Annotated in this window: 12 protein-coding genes; 6 read left to right on the forward strand and 6 right to left on the reverse strand. The window is 67.2% G+C overall.

All coding sequences use genetic code 11. The annotated features are described in order from the left end of the window. Window positions 1-47: 47 nt before the first annotated feature. A complete protein-coding gene (locus F3K02_RS19200) occupies window positions 48-1,868 on the forward strand; it encodes a carboxyl transferase domain-containing protein (RefSeq protein WP_343067125.1) in 1,821 nt (606 codons plus the stop codon). 39 nt (window positions 1,869-1,907) lie between these two features. Here the strand turns inward: F3K02_RS19200 and F3K02_RS19205 are convergent, their stop codons facing one another. The 3 genes from F3K02_RS19205 to F3K02_RS19215 are packed head-to-tail and all read right to left on the reverse strand — an operon-like array spanning window position 1,908 to window position 7,783. Further along, window positions 1,908-2,393 (reverse strand): response regulator, encoded by a 486-nt coding sequence (locus F3K02_RS19205; protein WP_177137224.1) that lies wholly within the window; start codon window positions 2,391-2,393, stop codon window positions 1,908-1,910. Then, window positions 2,390-6,229, reverse strand: a complete 3,840-nt coding sequence (locus tag F3K02_RS19210; RefSeq protein ID WP_177137225.1) for a PAS domain-containing sensor histidine kinase — start codon at window positions 6,227-6,229, stop codon at window positions 2,390-2,392. Before F3K02_RS19210 ends, F3K02_RS19205 begins: the two co-directional genes overlap by 4 nt. Before the next feature lie 51 nt (window positions 6,230-6,280). Beyond that, a complete protein-coding gene (locus tag F3K02_RS19215) occupies window positions 6,281-7,783 on the reverse strand; it encodes an FAD-linked oxidase C-terminal domain-containing protein (RefSeq protein WP_177137226.1) in 1,503 nt (500 codons plus the stop codon). Window positions 7,784-7,980: 197 nt separating this feature from the next. Between F3K02_RS19215 and F3K02_RS19220 the strand changes: the two genes are divergently transcribed. Beyond that, window positions 7,981-8,409 (forward strand): Hsp20/alpha crystallin family protein, encoded by a 429-nt coding sequence (locus F3K02_RS19220; protein WP_177137227.1) that lies wholly within the window; start codon window positions 7,981-7,983, stop codon window positions 8,407-8,409. Between the two features lie 217 nt (window positions 8,410-8,626). On the opposite strand, the gene F3K02_RS19225 is transcribed toward F3K02_RS19220, so the two are convergent. Then, window positions 8,627-9,496 carry a LysR substrate-binding domain-containing protein gene (locus F3K02_RS19225; RefSeq protein ID WP_177137228.1) on the reverse strand — a complete coding sequence of 290 codons (870 nt, stop codon included), beginning with the start codon at window positions 9,494-9,496 and terminating at the stop codon, window positions 8,627-8,629. Beyond that, window positions 9,493-10,341: a formyltetrahydrofolate deformylase gene (gene purU / locus F3K02_RS19230; RefSeq protein WP_177137229.1), complete on the reverse strand. Its 849-nt coding sequence runs from the start codon at window positions 10,339-10,341 to the stop codon at window positions 9,493-9,495. Before purU ends, F3K02_RS19225 begins: the two co-directional genes overlap by 4 nt. 144 nt (window positions 10,342-10,485) lie before the next feature. On the opposite strand from purU, the gene aptA reads away from it, so the two are divergent. The 3 genes from aptA to F3K02_RS19245 are packed head-to-tail and all read left to right on the forward strand — an operon-like array spanning window position 10,486 to window position 14,042. Continuing rightward, on the forward strand, window positions 10,486-11,826 hold the full coding sequence (aptA, locus tag F3K02_RS19235; protein ID WP_177137230.1) for an omega-aminotransferase AptA: 1,341 nt from the start codon (window positions 10,486-10,488) through the stop codon (window positions 11,824-11,826). Between the two features lie 32 nt (window positions 11,827-11,858). Continuing rightward, complete coding sequence (locus F3K02_RS19240) at window positions 11,859-12,935, forward strand: SPFH and helix-turn-helix domain-containing protein (RefSeq protein WP_177137231.1); 1,077 nt, start codon at window positions 11,859-11,861, stop codon at window positions 12,933-12,935. Window positions 12,936-12,950: 15 nt separating this feature from the next. Further along, a complete protein-coding gene (locus F3K02_RS19245; RefSeq protein ID WP_177137232.1) occupies window positions 12,951-14,042 on the forward strand; it encodes a zinc ribbon domain-containing protein in 1,092 nt (363 codons plus the stop codon). A 9-nt stretch (window positions 14,043-14,051) separates the two neighbouring features. On the opposite strand, the gene F3K02_RS19250 is transcribed toward F3K02_RS19245, so the two are convergent. Further along, entirely contained in the window at window positions 14,052-14,933 is an 882-nt protein-coding gene (locus tag F3K02_RS19250) for a ChaN family lipoprotein (RefSeq protein WP_246309587.1), read from the reverse strand. A 55-nt stretch (window positions 14,934-14,988) separates the two neighbouring features. Between F3K02_RS19250 and F3K02_RS19255 the strand changes: the two genes are divergently transcribed. Beyond that, window positions 14,989-16,080: an AbrB family transcriptional regulator gene (locus F3K02_RS19255; RefSeq protein WP_343067115.1), complete on the forward strand. Its 1,092-nt coding sequence runs from the start codon at window positions 14,989-14,991 to the stop codon at window positions 16,078-16,080. Window positions 16,081-16,173: the final 93 nt, after the last annotated feature.

Consider the following 16,173-nt stretch of genomic DNA (forward strand, 5'->3'; position numbering starts at 1 on the left):
ATGACCGCCAGCGACCTCTCGATAGCCACAATGCGCGCATGACCACCGTGCGCTCTCCCCTGCAGGCCCAGCTCGTGCAATGGCTCGTCGACCCCGGCGACACGGTGCGTGCCGGGGATCCGCTGGTGATCCTGGAAGCCATGAAGATGGAGCACGAGCTGCGCGCCGAATCGGCCGGGCGGGTGGTCGAACGTTTCTTCAGCGAAGGCGAGACGGTGGACGAGGGCGCCGGTCTGCTGCGCCTGGAGCCCATGGTGCCGATGCAAGCGGCTGCCGATGCGGTCACCCCCGAACCGGATCGGGTGCCGCCAGCCGCTCACCAGCGGGTCGATCTGCAGCGGCTCGCCCAACGCACGGCCCGGACCCTTGACGCGGCACGCCCCGAGGCCGTGGCCAGACGCCACGCGCTGGGCTTGCGCACGGCGCGTGAGAACATCGCCGACCTGTGCGACGACGGCAGTTTCATCGAATACGGTGCGCTCGCGGTGGCCGCGCAACGCAGCCGCCGTTCGGAAGAAGACCTGATCGCGAACACACCGGCCGACGGCATGGTGACCGGCATCGGTTCGGTCAACGGCCTGATCTTCGGCGCCGAGCCGTCACGCACCGTGGTCATGGCCTACGACGCTACCGTGCTGGCCGGCACGCAGGGCATGCGCAACCATGCCAAGACCGACCGCCTGCTGGGCATCGCGCTGGCCCAGAAGCTGCCCGTGGTGCTGTTCGCCGAGGGCGGCGGCGGGCGGCCGGGTGACACCGACATGCCCATCGTGGCCGGCCTTCACGTCGGCACCTTCGCGGCCTTTGCGCGCCTGTCGGGTCAGGTACCGGTGGTGGGCATCGCGGCGGGCCGCTGTTTCGCCGGCAACGCTGCCCTGCTCGGGTGCAGCGACGTGATCATCGCCACCCGCCAGAGCAACATCGGCATGGGTGGCCCGGCCATGGTGGAAGGTGGTGGCCTCGGCGTGTTCCGGCCGGAGGACATCGGTCCGTCGGACGTGCAACACGCCAACGGCGTGATCGACCTGCTGGTGGACGACGAGGCGCAGGCGGTGGCCGCGGCGCGCCACTATCTATCGTTCTTCCAGGGTCGGGTGAAAGACTGGATCGCTCCCGACACCCACGCCCTGCGCGACCTCGTGCCGGAAAACCGGCTGCGCGTCTACGACACCCGTGCGGTGATGGCCGGGCTGGTGGATCAGGGCAGCGTGCTGATGCTGCGCGCAGGTTTTGGCGTGGGCATCCACACCGCGCTGGCGCGCATCGAAGGCCGGCCCGTGGGGCTGATGGCCAACAACCCGTTGCACCTGGGCGGTGCCATCGACGCCGATGCGGCCGACAAGGCGGCGCGCTTCATGCAGCTGTGCAACGCGCACAGCCTGCCCATCGTCAGCCTGGTCGACACGCCGGGTTTCATGGTCGGGCCGGCGATGGAAGCGCGGGCCCAGGTGCGGCACGCGAGCCGGCTCTTCGTGACCGCGGCCAGCCTGCGGGTGCCGTTTTTCAGTGTGGTGCTGCGCAAAGGCTACGGTCTGGGCGCCATGGGCATGACCGCCGGGGGCTTCCATGCGCCCCTGTTCACGGTCGCCTGGCCCACCGGTGAGTTCGGGGCCATGGGGCTGGAGGGTGCTGTGCGGCTGGGTTACCGCAAGGAGCTGGAAGCCTTGCCGGACGGGCCGCAGCGGCAGGCGCTGTTCGAGGAATTGCTGGCGCGTCAGGTGGCCAACGGTTCGGCTGTCCAGATGGCGACCACCCTGGAGATCGATGCGGTGATCGACCCCGCAGACACCCGCCACTGGCTGGCGCAGGGGTTGGCCGGCGCGCGCACGGAAACCACCGCGCCCTCGCGCTTCATCGATACCTGGTGAGCAGGGAGCCGTCCGCCGCAGAACGGGCGGACGCGTGGTTCAGGCGAGTTCGCCGAAGCTGGTGGTCCGCACGCCAGCGCTGGCGCTCTGGGGCGCGGGCTGGTTGATGTTGACCCAGAACTCGCACACGTGCTTCATGGCGCTGAGGAACTGCGCGAACTCGGTGGGCTTGGCGATGTAGGCGTTGGTGCCGGCGTCGTAGGCCCGTTGCAGGTCACTGGGTTCGGTCGACGAGGTGAGCACCACCACCGGTATGTTGCGCAGGTGCTCGGAACTCTTGATTTCCTTCAGCACGCCGATGCCGTCCAGCAGGGGCATCTTCAGGTCCAGCAGGACCAGGATGGGGTTGCCGCCCGAGCGGTCGGTGAAACCGTCGCGGCGGTAGAGGTAGTCCAGCGCCTGCATGCCGTCGGAAACATGGGTGACACGTCCGTCCAGCCCATGACGCGCCAGCGCCAGCTTGGTCAGCTCGGCATCGTCCGGGTTGTCCTCGACGAGAAGAATGGCTTCGGCGTTCTTGTTCATGGTTCCAGGACGGAAGGGATGGAGTCGCGCCCGAAGTCTGTCGGGCTGACCCCTTCAAACGGGAGCGAAAAATGAAACACGCTGCCTTCGCCCACTTGGCTTTCTGCCCAGATGCTACCACCGTGGCGCTCCAGGATGCGCCGCGTGAGCGCCAGACCAATACCGGTACCCTCGAACTCGGAGGCGCGGTGCAGGCGCTGGAAAACGCCAAACAGCTTCTGCGCATATTGTGTATCGAAACCCACACCGTTGTCACGCACGTCAAAGGTGTAACCCACGGCGGGATCCACGCTCCAGCTGATCTCGATGCGGGCCCGTTCGCGCGGGCGGGTGTATTTGAAGGCGTTGCCCAGCAGGTTGGCCCAGACCTCCCGCAGCAGCAGGGCATCGCCCTGGACCACCGGCAGATCGGGTGCCACCACCCAGTCGACCACGCGCCCACCGGTGTCGTGCGCGAGCTGGTTGACCACGGCGTCCACCAGCATGGCGAAGTCCACCGCGGTGAGGTTGACCGCCGAGCGCCCGAGACGGGAAAAGGCCAGCAGACCGTCGATGAGCTGGCTCATGTGGCGCGCCGAGTTGCCGATCGTGTTCAGGTAGCGCTGCGTGGTCTCATCGCCGCGTTCGCCCAGGTGCTCGTCCAGCAGGCTCACAAAACTGGAGATGTGGCGCAGCGGTGAACGCAGATCGTGCGACACCGAATAGGAGAAAGACTCCAGATCCTTGTTGGCGGCGAGCAGCTGCTCGGTGCGTTCGGCCACCCGGTTCTCCAGTTCGTCGTTGATGTTGCGCATCAGGTCGTCGAGCCGCTTGGCGTCGGTCATGTCGCGGTTGATCTTGGCGAAACCCCGCAGTTCACCACTGTCGTCGCGCAGGGCGATCAGCAGCGAATGCGAAAAATACCGCGAGCCGTCCTTGCGTTCATGCCAGCTGTGCAGTTCGTGCTGGCCGCGGGAGGCCGCCATGCGCAGCATCTGGTTGGCGCTGGCCAGGGCGTCATCGGGCCGGTCATTGCGGAACAGCAGGGCATAGTGCCGCCCCAGCATTTCGGACGGTGAGTAGCCCTCCATGCGCTGGGCACTGTCGGTCCAGTCGGTGATGCGGCCGTCGGCGTCCAGGAAAAAGATGCAGTACTCGCGCAGGTTGTCCACCATCAGGCGGAAGCGCTGCTCGCTCTCCAGCAGCTCCATGGAGCGCTCGCGGATGCGCAGCTCCAGTTCGTCGTTCAGCTGGCTGACACGTTGCTCGATGCGCTTGTGGTCGGTGATGTCGATGGCCTGCACGAACACACCCTGAACCCGTCCTTCGTGGATGTCGGGCAAATAGGTGGTGCTGACAAAAATCGACTCGCCGTTGACGGTCTGGCGCCAGACCTCGTAGTTTTGCGTCTGGCCGCCCAGTGCGGCCTGCAGCCGGGGGCCGATCTCGGCCCATTCATCCGGTGGCACGCACTCGCTGATGTGAAGCCCCAGCATCTTTTCGGGGCTGAGGCCAAAGAGGCGCTGGTGCTCGGCGTTGGCAAAGCGCAGACGCAGCATCGCGTCCAGGTAGGCGATCAGGCCGGGTACGTGGTCGGTGATGGTCTGCAGGAAACGCTGGTTTTCGCGCAGGGCGATCTCGGCGGTCTTGCGGGGGGTGATGTCCACCACCGTGGTGTTGCTGCGCAAAAACTGGCCGCTGGCGTCACGCACCGCGGAGGACGACAGCAGCGCGTGAAAGTGGGTGCCATCGCGGCGCAGCATCTCGTACTCGGCCCCTTCCAGCTTGCCATCCTGGATCAGGCGTTGCAGGCGGTCCTCCAGCAGCGGCGCCCGGCTGGGCAGGATGAAGTCGCGGAAGGTCTTGATGCCGACGACCTCTTCGCGCTCATAGCCCAGCCACTGAAGCTCTGTGTCGTTGATCGAGACATAGATGCCGTTGATGTCCAGCGAGTGGTAGCCGCAGGGCGCATGGTTGTACAGGCCTTGCGCCAGTTCCAGTGCCTCCTGGAGCTGCTGGTTGGTCCGCTTCACCTGGTCTTCGCTGGCCTTGCGCTCGGTGATGTCGTGCATCTGGATGAACAGGCCTTGCACCTCACCCTGTTGCCAGTACGGCGTGTATTCGATGCTGGCGTAGAAACGGTGCCCGTCGGGAAAAGACCGATCGCCCTCAAACTGCTGGGTCTCGCCCCGCAAGGCCATCGCCAGCTGCGGCTTGGCCGATTCGTAGTCCTGCGGCCGCGCGATCTGGCTCAGGTGCAGGCCCAGCAACCGCTCGGGCAGGTCGGTCCGCCAGCGCGCGTAGCTGGCGTTGGCGAAACGGCAGATCAGGTCGCGGTCGAAAAACGCCAGCTGGACCGGGATGCTGTTGGTGATGTTCTGCAGGAAGTCGCGCTGCGCCTGCAGGGCGGCATCCGCACGCTTGCGTTCGGTGATGTCGATCAGGGTGCTGTTGGTGCGCACAAACTGGCCCTGTTCGTCCCTCACCACGGTGCTGGAGGCCAGACCGACGAAGGCGCGGCCATCGGGCAGCCGCAAGGCCACTTCTTCGGGTTCGAGGTGACCGGTGCTTTCCAGCTGCTGCCGGCGCTCGTTCTGCTTGGCCAGTTGCGAAGGATCGACCAGGTCGCGGAAGCTCAGGCGGCCGACGACCTCCTCGCGTTCGCGGCCCAGCCAGTTCAACGCGGTCTGGTTGATCATCTGGATGGTGCCATCGCGGTCCAGCGAGTAGTAGCCACAGGGCGCCTGGTTGTACAGGGCCTGGGCTTCCTGCAGCGTCTGGCGCAGCCGCGCGTTGGCCTGGGCCAGTTCGTCGGTGCGTTCGCGCACGCGGGTTTCCAGCTGCGTGTTGAGCTGGCGGATTTCTTCCTGCTGCAGGTGTTGCTCGGTGATGTCGCGCGAGACCACCAGCAGCATGGCGGGTTGGCCCTTCTCGTCGTTGATGGGCGAGACCATGGTGTCCCACCACTTGGGGGTTTGCTTGAAGGTCATGCCAAAGGCCACGAACCGGGAGCTTGTGCCCCGACCCGCGCTCTCGACAGCCGCGCGTGCGAGCACGGCGCTCTCTTCGCCCCACCACTGCGTCCAGTCGCTGCCGCGCACCTGTTCGAAATCGTCCACCTCGACCAGACGACACCCCTGGGCCGTCATCTGCATCACCCGACCCCGGAGGTCCAGCACTTTGGTGCAATCGGTGCTGCTGGCGATGATCTGCCGGTTGAGTTCGGCCTTGATCCGGGCGTCGGCCTGCAGCTCGCGCAGCGAGGTGATGTCCTGCACGAAACCCAGTTGCCCGATGGGTTGACCGTTCCCGTCCTGCAGGGGTGCGTTGCGCACCAGCACGTGCGCGAAGTCCTGACCAGGGCGCAACAGGCGCAACTCGACACTGACGGGTTCCCGGTTCTGGGTGCCCGCGGTCCATTCGCGCCGGACCCGATCGATGTCGTCCGGATGCACCTGCTTGAGCCAGCCGAAATCCGGGAAGTCCTCGGCCTGCAAACCGAAGATGCGTTGCAGGGACTCGTCCACGTGGGTGAGCACGCCGCCCGCGTCGATCCGGAAGATGCCGATCGGGAACACGCCGGCCAGTGCCGCAAACAGCGCCTCGTATTCCAGCTGTGCCGCCTGGGGGTTGTCGGGCCCGTTCAGGGGGCGCGACGTGAGGTTCAGTGCCAGCGGCAGACTCGCCCGCCCGTTCCTGTGCTCACCCAGGTGTTGTGCATACGACTGGCGCAGGTGCTGGTTCTCCTGGCGCAGCGCTTCGATCTCCCGGAGCAACTCCAGCTCGCGCTCCGTCCGGGCCTCGTGGCCGGTCGCGGCAACGGCGTTGTGGCCGGTATCGGGGAGGTGTGCACTCATCGCGCACTACTGTACCTGAGGCAGTGCTGCAGACCCCGTGAGATTTGCCGGTCAGAAGCGTGGCAGTTCCGGGAATGAAAGCCGGCCGCCACGCACCAGCATCTTGCCGTTTTCGGCGCACCGCTGCAGCGTGGGAATGACCTTGCCGGGATTCAGTAATTCTTTGGTATCAAAAGCACGCTTCACGCCGAACATGAGCGCATTCTCCTCGGGCGAAAACTGCACACACATGCTGTTGAGCTTTTCCACGCCGACGCCGTGCTCTCCGGTCACCGTGCCACCCATGGCGACGCTGGTCTCCAGGATGTCGGCGCCAAACAGCTCGCAGCGGTGCAGCTGGTCGGGGTCGTTGGCGTCGAACAGGATCAGCGGATGCAGGTTGCCGTCGCCAGCGTGGAACACGTTGGCGCAGCGCAGGCCGTACTTCTGTTCCATTTCGCCGATGGCGATCAGGATGTCGGCCAGGCGCTTGCGCGGGATGGTCGAGTCCATGCACATGTAGTCGGGGCTGATGCGCCCGCTGGCCGGGAACGCGTTCTTGCGCCCGCTCCAGAAGCGCAGGCGTTCGGCTTCGTCCCTGCTGACCGCGATGGCGGTGGCGCCGTGATCGCGCAGCACGGCGCTCATGCGGCCGATCTCTTCTTCGACTTCTTCGGGCGTGCCGTCGCTCTCGCACAGCAGGATGGCGGCGGCGTTGAGGTCGTAGCCGGCATGCACGAAGTCTTCCACCGCGGCGGTCATGGGCTTGTCCATCATCTCCAGCCCGGCCGGGATGATGCCGGCCGCGATCACCGCGGCCACGGCGTCGCCGGCTTTCTGGATGTCGTCGAAGCTGGCCATGATGCAGCGCGCCAGCAGGGGTTTGGGCACCAGTTTGACGGTGACTTCGGTGGTGACGGCCAGCATGCCTTCGCTGCCGATCACCAGCGAGAGCAGGTCCAGGCCCGGGGTGTCGAGCGCTTCACCGCCGAAGCTGACGGGCTCGCCTTCGATGGTGAAGCCGCGCACCTGCAGCACGTTGTGCACGGTGAGGCCGTATTTCAGGCAGTGCACGCCGCCCGAGTTCTCGGCCACGTTGCCGCCGATGGTGCAGGCGATCTGGCTGCTCGGGTCGGGCGCGTAGTACAGGCCGTGGGGCGCAGCGGCCTCGCTGATGGCGAGGTTGCGCACACCGCCCTGGACCACCGCGGTGCGCGAGCGCGGATCGATGGACAGGATGCGGTTGAACTTGGCCAGCGACAGCGTGACGCCCAGCGCGTGGGGCATGGCGCCGCCCGAGAGCCCGGTGCCGGCGCCGCGGGCCACCACGGGCACTTCCAGCGCGTGGCAGGCCTTGAGCACAGCCGCCACCTGGGCTTCGGTTTCGGGCAAGGCGACCACCAGCGGGCGTTCCCGGTAGGCGGTCAGGCCGTCGCATTCGTAAGGCACAGTGTCTTCGGCCTGCCAGAGCAAGGCGTGCGCCGGCAGCAACGCCTGCAGGGTGCGCACCACCTCGGCCTGGCGGGCGGCGCGTTCGGCGCGGGTGACTTCGGCGGGGGCGGTGGGTGCGTTCATGCGCGCCAGTTTAGGACAGCGTGCTTCACCGTGGGTTGAAGAAACTTGCAAGAACCTGTGAGCCGGCGGTTTGACGCAGCTCAAACGCCGGGGTCTTGAAACCGCCGGGGTGTGCCGCTATGTACCGGCCATGGACGGCACAGCGACCGTCCAGTCCGGGTCCATCGACCCAGTCCATTGTCAAAGGAGCACAAGCCATGAACCATCTGATCGCCCGTTCCGGACTGTTTGACGATTTCTTCAAGGACGTCGCACCGGGTTTTTACGTCCGTCCCCTGCACGGCGATTCCTTGCCGTCGCCCTCGCAGATCAAGATCGATGTGAAGGAAACGCCGTCGGTCTACACCGTGGTGGCCGAGGTGCCCGGCGTGGCCAAAGAAGACATTCACGTCACCGTGGAAGGCAGCGTGGTGACCCTGCGCGCCGAAATCAAGCAGGAAGACAGCCAGAGCCAGGACGAGAAGGTGCTGCGCACCGAGCGCTACTACGGCGCGGTGGCCCGCAGCTTCCAGTTGGCGGCCGACATCGACAACGAGCGCGCCAAGGCGAAGTACGAAAACGGGGTGCTGACGCTGACCCTGCCCAAGAAGGTGGCGCTTGCCGGCCAGCGCCTGAACATCGAGTGATTGGAATCACCCCCTGCGCCGCTGGCGCGCGCCTTGCAGGCCGCGACATCGCCAGAGGCGATGCCACTTCGTCCCGTCCAAGCCTGCGCAGGCAGGCTTAGGAGCCGCGGTCCTCAGCCCCCTCTCTCGCCTGCGGCGGGTGGGGGACGCAGCCCTGTGGCCCGGCAAAGCCGGTTCCACGGCTGCCTTGGGCTGGGAGCGCGCGCTCCGGCGGCGTTTAGCTCAGGCTCTTCTTGAGCCACTCGGCAAACGCCACGCACTCCCAGCGGTCCATGGTGCCGGTGCGCCAGCACAGGTAGTGCGCGTGCGGGCTGGGCACATGGCGTTCGTACAGCGGCACCAGCGTGCCGTGCTCCAGCCAGGGCGCGGCCAGCTTGATGCGCACCAGCGCCACGCCCATGCCGGCGGCGGCGCCGTCGCACATGAGGCCGATGTCGTTGAACTGGGATCCGTCCACCGGCTCGGGCCAGTCCAGATCGTGCGCGGCAAACCAGGTGCGCCAGGGCTCCAGCGGGCTGCGCAGCAGGGGCACGCCTTCCAGGTCTTCCGGCGCGTCGAACGGCCCGTGCTCGCGCGCAAACGCCGGTGAGGCCAGCGGCGTGATGTCGTCCTTCATCAGGCAGACGTGTTCCACGTCGGCATAGCGGCCGGTGCCGAAGCGGATCATCAGGTCGGCGTCTTCGGCCACCACGTCCAGCAGCGGGATGCTCACCTGCAGCGTGAGGTCGATCTCCGGGTAGGCCTCGCTGAACTGTTTCAGGCGCGGCAGCAGGATGGATCGCGCGAACGTGGGCGTGACCGCCAGGCGCAGCTTGCGCCGCCCGGGCGTGACGGTGTTGCTGGGAAATTTCTGCAGGATCGCCAGACCCTCGCGCACATGCGCCAGGTATTCACTGCCCTCGGTTGTCAGTGAAAAATCGGCCCGGCCGAACAGCTTGGTGCCGAGGATCTGCTCCAGCTGCTTGATGCGGTGGCTCACCGCGCTGGGCGTGACGCACAGCTCCTCGCTGGTCTGCGTGACGCTGCGCAGGCGGGCGAGCGCCTCGAAGGTCAGCAGGCACTGAATCGGCGGAATACGGATCGTCACTTGAAGACCACTGTTTTGTGCCCGTTCAGCAGCACGCGGTGTTCGCTGTGCCACTTCACCGCGCGCGCCAGCACCTGGCTTTCGGTGTCGCGACCCTGCGCGGTCAGGTCTTCCACGGTGTCGGTGTGGTCCACGCGGGCCACGTCCTGTTCGATGATCGGACCTTCATCGAGATCAGCGGTCACGTAGTGCGCCGTGGCACCGATCAGCTTCACGCCGCGGTCGTGCGCCTGGTAATAAGGCTTGGCGCCCTTGAAGCTGGGCAGGAAGCTGTGGTGGATGTTGATCGCCTTGCCCGAGAGTTCGCGGCAGAGGTCGTTGCTCAGGATCTGCATGTAGCGCGCCAGCACCACCAGTTCGGCGCCTTCGCTGCGCACGATGTCCAGCTGCTTCGCCTCGGCCTGCGCCTTGGTCGCAGCGGTCACCGGGATGTGGTGGAAGGGCACGTTGTAGCCGGCGGCGAGCTGGTAGAAGTCGCGGTGGTTGCTCACGATGGCGCGGATGTCCAGCCGCAGCAGGCCGCTCTTCCAGCGGAACATCAGGTCGTTCAGGCAGTGGCCTTCCTTGCTGACGAAGATCACCGTGCGCATGGGTTCGGCCAGCGGGTGCAACTGGCACTGCATGCCAAAGGGCTCGGCGAACAGCTTCAGGTGCAAACGCAGGTCGTCCTGCGTGAGCTGGCTGCAGGTGAACTGCACCCGCATGAAAAACAGACCGGTGCCGTGGTCGTTGTACTGGGCGGCTTCTTCGATGTTGCCGCCGCGCTCCAGCAGGAAACCCGAGACGGCGTGCACGATGCCGGTGCGGTCCTGGCAGGACAGGGTGAGGACGTAGGTGTGGTTCATGGCGAACGCATTGTCGCAGGCCGCCCGGGGTGGGCCCGACCAGGGACACGGCAGTGGAGCCCCCAGGCTGGGCATTCCGGTGCCAGAATCCAGCCACTTGACCACCGACCGCGCCCTTCCTGCGCGACCCAGGAGATTTTCAACATGGCCTACAACGAGTTCCGCATGGACAACCAGTGGTTGCCCTTCACGCCCAACCGCAGCTTCCAGAAAGACCCGCGCATTTTCGTCGCTGCGGACGGCATGCACTTCACCACGCACGATGGCAAGCAGGTCATCGACGGCATCTCCAGCCTGTGGTGCGTGGGCGCGGGCCACAACCGCAAGCCCATCAACGAAGCGATCAAGAAGCAGCTCGACACGCTGGACTACGCCACCGCCTTCAGCGTGAGCAACGACAAGGCCTTCCGCGCCGCCGAGATGATCGCCGCCATGACACCCGGCAACCTGAACAAGGTGCTGTTCTGCAACTCGGGTTCCGAGGCGGCCGACACCTCGCTGAAGGTGGCGCTGGCTTACCACCGCGCGCGGGGCGAAGGTCATCGCAACCTCTTCATCGGTCGCGAGCGCGGCTACCACGGCGTCAACTTCGGCGGCATGAGCGTGGGCGGCATCCCGGCCAACCGCAAGATGTACGGCTCGGCCCTGTTGCCGCGCGTGGACCACCTGCGTTTTATCCACGACCCGGTGAACCACGCCTACATCCACAACCAGGAGCCGGTCTGGAACGAAGACATCCTGCTGGAGCTGGAAAACCGCCTTCTGCCGCTGCACGACGCCAGCAACGTAGCGGCGGTGATCGTCGAACCCATCGCCGGCAGCGCGGGCTGGTACATCCCGCCGCAGGGCTACCTCAAGCGCCTGCGCGAGATCTGCGACAAGCACGGCATCCTGCTGATCTTCGACGAGGTCATCACCGGCTTCGGCCGCCTGGGCACGGCCTTCGCGTCCGATTACTACGGCGTGCAGCCCGACATGCTGAACTTCGCCAAGGCCGTCACCAACGGCGTGATCCCGATGGGCGGCGTGGTCTGCACCGACCGCATTTACGATGCCATGATGGGTGCGCACGGCAGCGCGCCGGACCACGCCATCGAGTTCTTCCACGGCTACACCTACTCGGGCCACCCGGTGGCCTGCGCCGCGGCCATCGCCACGCTCGACCTGTTTCGCGAAGAGCAGCTGTTCGAGCGCGCGGGCGAGATGGCACCGGTGCTGGGCGACGCGATGCACAGCGCCTTGAAGGGCCTGCCCAACGTGATCAGCATCCGCAGCCTGGGGCTGGCGGCGGCGGTGGAACTGTCGTCCATGCCTGGCCTGCCGGGCAAGCGCGCCTTCGACATCTTCATGGATTGCTACAAACACGGTGTGCTGGTGCGCAACGCGGGCGAAAACCTGGTGTTCGCGCCGCCATATATTGTGGAAAAGTCGCACATCGATACCATGGTCAATGTGCTGGCCGACGCGATCCAGCGCCACGCCTGAAGCCGTTTCTTCACCACCCACAGGAGCCCCGCATGGCCATCATGGATTTCCTGAACCGCCAGTTCATCGACGTCATCGAGTGGGTGGACGACTCGCGCGACACGCTGTCGTTCCGCTTCCCCGACGACGACAAGCAGATCAAGAACGAGGCCCAGCTCATCGTGCGCGAGAGCCAGGTGGCCCAGTTCGTCTACGTGGGCCAGTTCGCCGACACGCTGGGCCCGGGCAAGCACACCCTCAAGACCGAGAACATCCCCATCCTGGGTGACCTGCTGGGCTGGAAATACAAGTTCCAGACGCCTTTCAAGGCCGACGTCTATTACGTCACCACGCGCGTCTTCGCCGGCAACAAGTGGGGCACGGCCAACCCGGTGATGATGCGCGACGCCGACTTCGGCGTGGTGCGCATGCGCGCCTTCGGCACCTACGACTTCAAGATCGTGGACCCGGTGTTGTTCCTCAAGGAAGTCGCCGGCACCGACCACCAGTTCCGGCTCGACGAGTTCACCGACGTGATGCGCTCGCGCATCGTCAGCGTGTTCAGCGAAACCCTGGCCGCGGCCAAGGTGCCGGCGCTGGACGTGGCCACGCGCTACGGTGAACTCGGCGCGGCCCTGCTGGAGCCACTCAACGCCGCGATGCGCAGCAAGTACGGTCTGGAAATGACTTCGTTCGTGGTCGAGAACGTGTCGGTGCCGCCCGAGCTGGAGCAGGCCATCGACAAGCGCGGCGCCATGACCGCAATCGGCAACCTCAACGACTACGTCAAATACAACATGGGCAACGCGCTGGCCGAGGGCAAGGCCGGCACGGCCGGCATCGGCGCCGAACTGGCGGCCGGCCTGGCGATGGGGCAGTCGATGATGCAGGGCGGCGGCATGGGCGCGGCAGCCGCGCCGTCCATGCCCGGCTTCGTGCCCGGGGCTGCGCCGGTTGCCACGGCGGCCGCCGTGCCCGAGCTGCTCACGCCCGAGCAGGTGGCGCAGGCGCTGTCGGTGTCGGTGGCCGACGTGTTGCAGGAGCTTGAAGCCGGCAACCTCAAAGGCCGCAAGATCGGCAGCCAGTGGCGCATCGGCCGCCCGGCGCTGGACACGTTCATGCAAGGTTGAACCGCGACCCCGCCTGTGACCGGTCTTCCCGATACCCTCGCTGCAGCGCCCGAGGCCGAGCGCCGCGCGCAACAGAAATTCGTCTGCCCGGCCTGTGGCGGCGAGGCCCAGTGGCACCCGGGCAAACAGGCGCTGCTCTGCGCCTATTGCGGCACAGAGTCGCCCTACCGCATCGAAGCGGCGGGCGAGATCCTGGAGCACGATCTGGTGGCCGCCCTCAAGGCCGTGCCGCAGAGCGCGCGCGGCCTGCAGCAGGCGCGCCGCCAGGTGCGTTGCCAGCACTGCCAGGCCATCAGCTTCTTCAGCGCCGAGCAGCAAGGTCGGCGCTGCGACTTCTGCGGCTCCACCGCCCTGCTGCCGTTCGACGAGGGGCTGGACGTGATCCGCCCGCAGAGCCTGCTGCCCTTCAAGGTGGCCGAACCCGACGCGCGCAACCGCCTGCGGCAGTGGTATGGCAGCCGCTTCTGGGCGCCGAACGCGCTCAAGCACCGCGCGCTGACCGACACCCTTCAAGGCGTCTACCTGCCTTACTGGACGTTTGATGCGCACGGTGCGGCTCACTACACCGCCGAGGCCGGCACCTATTACCGCGACAGCCAGAACAAGCAGCAGGTGCGCTGGCGCCCGGTCAGCGGCCAGGTGGCCCACCGCTTCGACGACACCCTGGTCTGCGGTTCGCGCGGCGTGCATCCGGCGCTGATGCGCGCCATCGAACCCTTTCCCACCACCAGCGAGCTGCAAGCCTACGACGCCAGCTACCTCAGCGGCTGGACGGTCGAGCGCTACGCCCTCGACCTCGCGGGCGCCGCGCAGCAGGGGCGGGAGCGCATGCTGCAGGGCCTGCGCCAGCTCTGCGCGCAAGACATCGCCGCCGACACCCACCGCAACCTGCAACTGGACGCCCGCTTTGACGAGCAGACCTTCAAGCACGTGCTGCTGCCGGTCTGGCTGGTGAGCTACCAGTACGGCGCGAAGACCTTCCAGGCGGTGGTCAACGGCTATTCGGGGCAGGTGGCCGGCGAGTACCCCAAGAGCTGGGTCAAGATCGCGCTGGCGGTCTTGCTCGGACTGGTGTTGCTGGCGGTGTTCGCTTCTCTCGATCAGTAGTCGGGGGCATCAGCGACCCATGCTGCGCTTCATGTCGGCGCAGTAATCCCGCGGCGCGCGCGGCGGGCTGCGCCAGACCACGTCGGCGCCGGGCAGCGTCTGCCCCGCCGCTTCCTGGGCATCGGCCGCAGGCCGGGCCAGCGCCACCACGACCCGGTGCGCCAGGTCCGGCGGCAGGTGCACGGGCACGCCCAGGTCACGCTGCACATGGCCGTTGCCGGCCACCAGCAACACGGTCTGCCCGGGCCGGATGGCGGCGGCGGCGGTGCGGGCCATGGCCTGGTCGCGGGCGATCTGGATGCGGGTCATGGGCGCGATCTGCGGGGTGGGCAACAGGTCGCAGTGGCCCTCGCGGATCGCCACGCGCTGGCGCTCCAGCGCTTCGGTGGGCAGCAGCCGGTCCAGTGACTCGTTGCCCATGGCCGCGCGCATGTCGGCGCGGGGCAGGTTGCCACCGAGCACGGGCACCCCGGCGCGCACCGCCGCCATCACCACCGGCGCGTAGGTGGACCAGGGCCAGCCGCCCTGATCGCCGCTCCAGCGCAAAGCCTCGCGCACCTGGGTTTCGCTGGCCTGGCTGGGCAGATCGGTGGTGTGTGTGCCCGCTTCCGACATTTCCAGCACCAGCGCGCTGAGCTGCCGGCGCGCCGCCAGCTGCTGCACCAGCTCGCGCTGCAGCGCCTGGTGTTCCGGGGCGTCGTGCTGTTCGCCCACCAGCAGCAGCGGCGTGGGCATCAGGCGGGTCAACAAGGCGCCGGCCTGCTGGCCGGGGTCCTCCGCCTCGGACACCACGGTCGGTGTGGGCTGCGGCGGGGCCCCTGCCTCGCCCGCCAGCACGGCGCACCACAGGCCCAGACCGGCCCCGAACATGACAGCGCTTCGACAGTTCATGCATGGATACTACGGCCCCGGCCCGCCTGGGTCCGCGTCTTTTCTGGATACCCGAGTGATTCCCCCTTCCCGTTCCCGCCAGGCGTCCGCCTGGCTGCGCCCGATCCTGACCCTGCTGCTGGCCTACGGCGCAGCGCGTCTGTGCGTGTGGTGGCAAACCCCCATTCCCTGGATGATCGGGCCCCTGGTGGTGACGTCCCTGGTCTCGGTGCTGGGCGCGCCCACCGCGAGCTGGACGCCCTTTCGCAACGCCGGGCAGTGGGTGATCGGGGCGGCGCTGGGGCTGTACTTCACGCCGGAGGTCGGGGCGCTGGTGGCCGGGCTGTGGTGGGCGATCGCGCTCGGCATCGTCTGGGCCCTGGCGCTGGGTCTGGGTTTTGGTGTCTGGCTGCGGCGCGTGCATGCGCAGCACCTGCCGGGCTTGAGCGCTGCGCAGCTGTTTGGCACCACCTACTTCGCAGGCGCCATTGGCGGCGCATCGGAAATGACCCTGATCGCCGAACGGCACGGCGCCCGCACCGACCTCGTGGCAGCCGCCCACAGCCTGCGCGTGCTGCTGGTGACGCTGAGCGTCCCGTTTGCCATGCAGGCCTGGGGTGTGAGCGGGCTGGATCTGGCCACGCCCGGCGCTCGCGAGGTGCATGTGCCGGGGCTGGGCTGGCTCGCACTGCTCAGCCTGGCGGGGGCCCTGGGCATGCGAAAGTTCGGGCGCGCCAATCCGTGGTTCATGGGCGCGTTGCTGGCGACCATGGCGCTGACGCTGTCGGGGGTGGTGCTGTCAGCGCTGCCGGGCTGGCTCACGGCCGCCGCGCAACTGGTCATCGGCGTCAGCCTGGGTGTGCGCTTCACACCGGCTTTTGTGCACACCGCGCCGCGCTGGCTGGCCTCGGTGGCGCTGGCCAGCGGGGTCATGATGGTGATGTGCGCGGCATTCGCCTGGCTGCTGGCCCGGTTCACCGGGCTGCACCCGGCCACCCTGGTGCTCGGCACCTCGCCCGGCGGCATCGCCGAGATGGCCATCACGGCCAAGGTGCTGCAGCTCGGGGTGCCGGTCGTGACGGCGTTTCAGGTCTGCCGCCTGGTGGCGGTGCTGGTGCTGGCCGAGCCGGTGTTCCGCTGGTGGTCCGTACAGAGGCGGGTGCGCTGAAGGGCGTTGGTTTTTCACGGCACCGGAGCGCCATCCGCAACGCATGAAACTGCGCCTCCCAGAGGCATCGCCGGGCTGGCTTTGCCAGACGGC

The organism is Hydrogenophaga aromaticivorans (assembly GCF_013387465.1).
GTDB classification, from domain to species: domain Bacteria; phylum Pseudomonadota; class Gammaproteobacteria; order Burkholderiales; family Burkholderiaceae_C; genus Hydrogenophaga; species Hydrogenophaga aromaticivorans.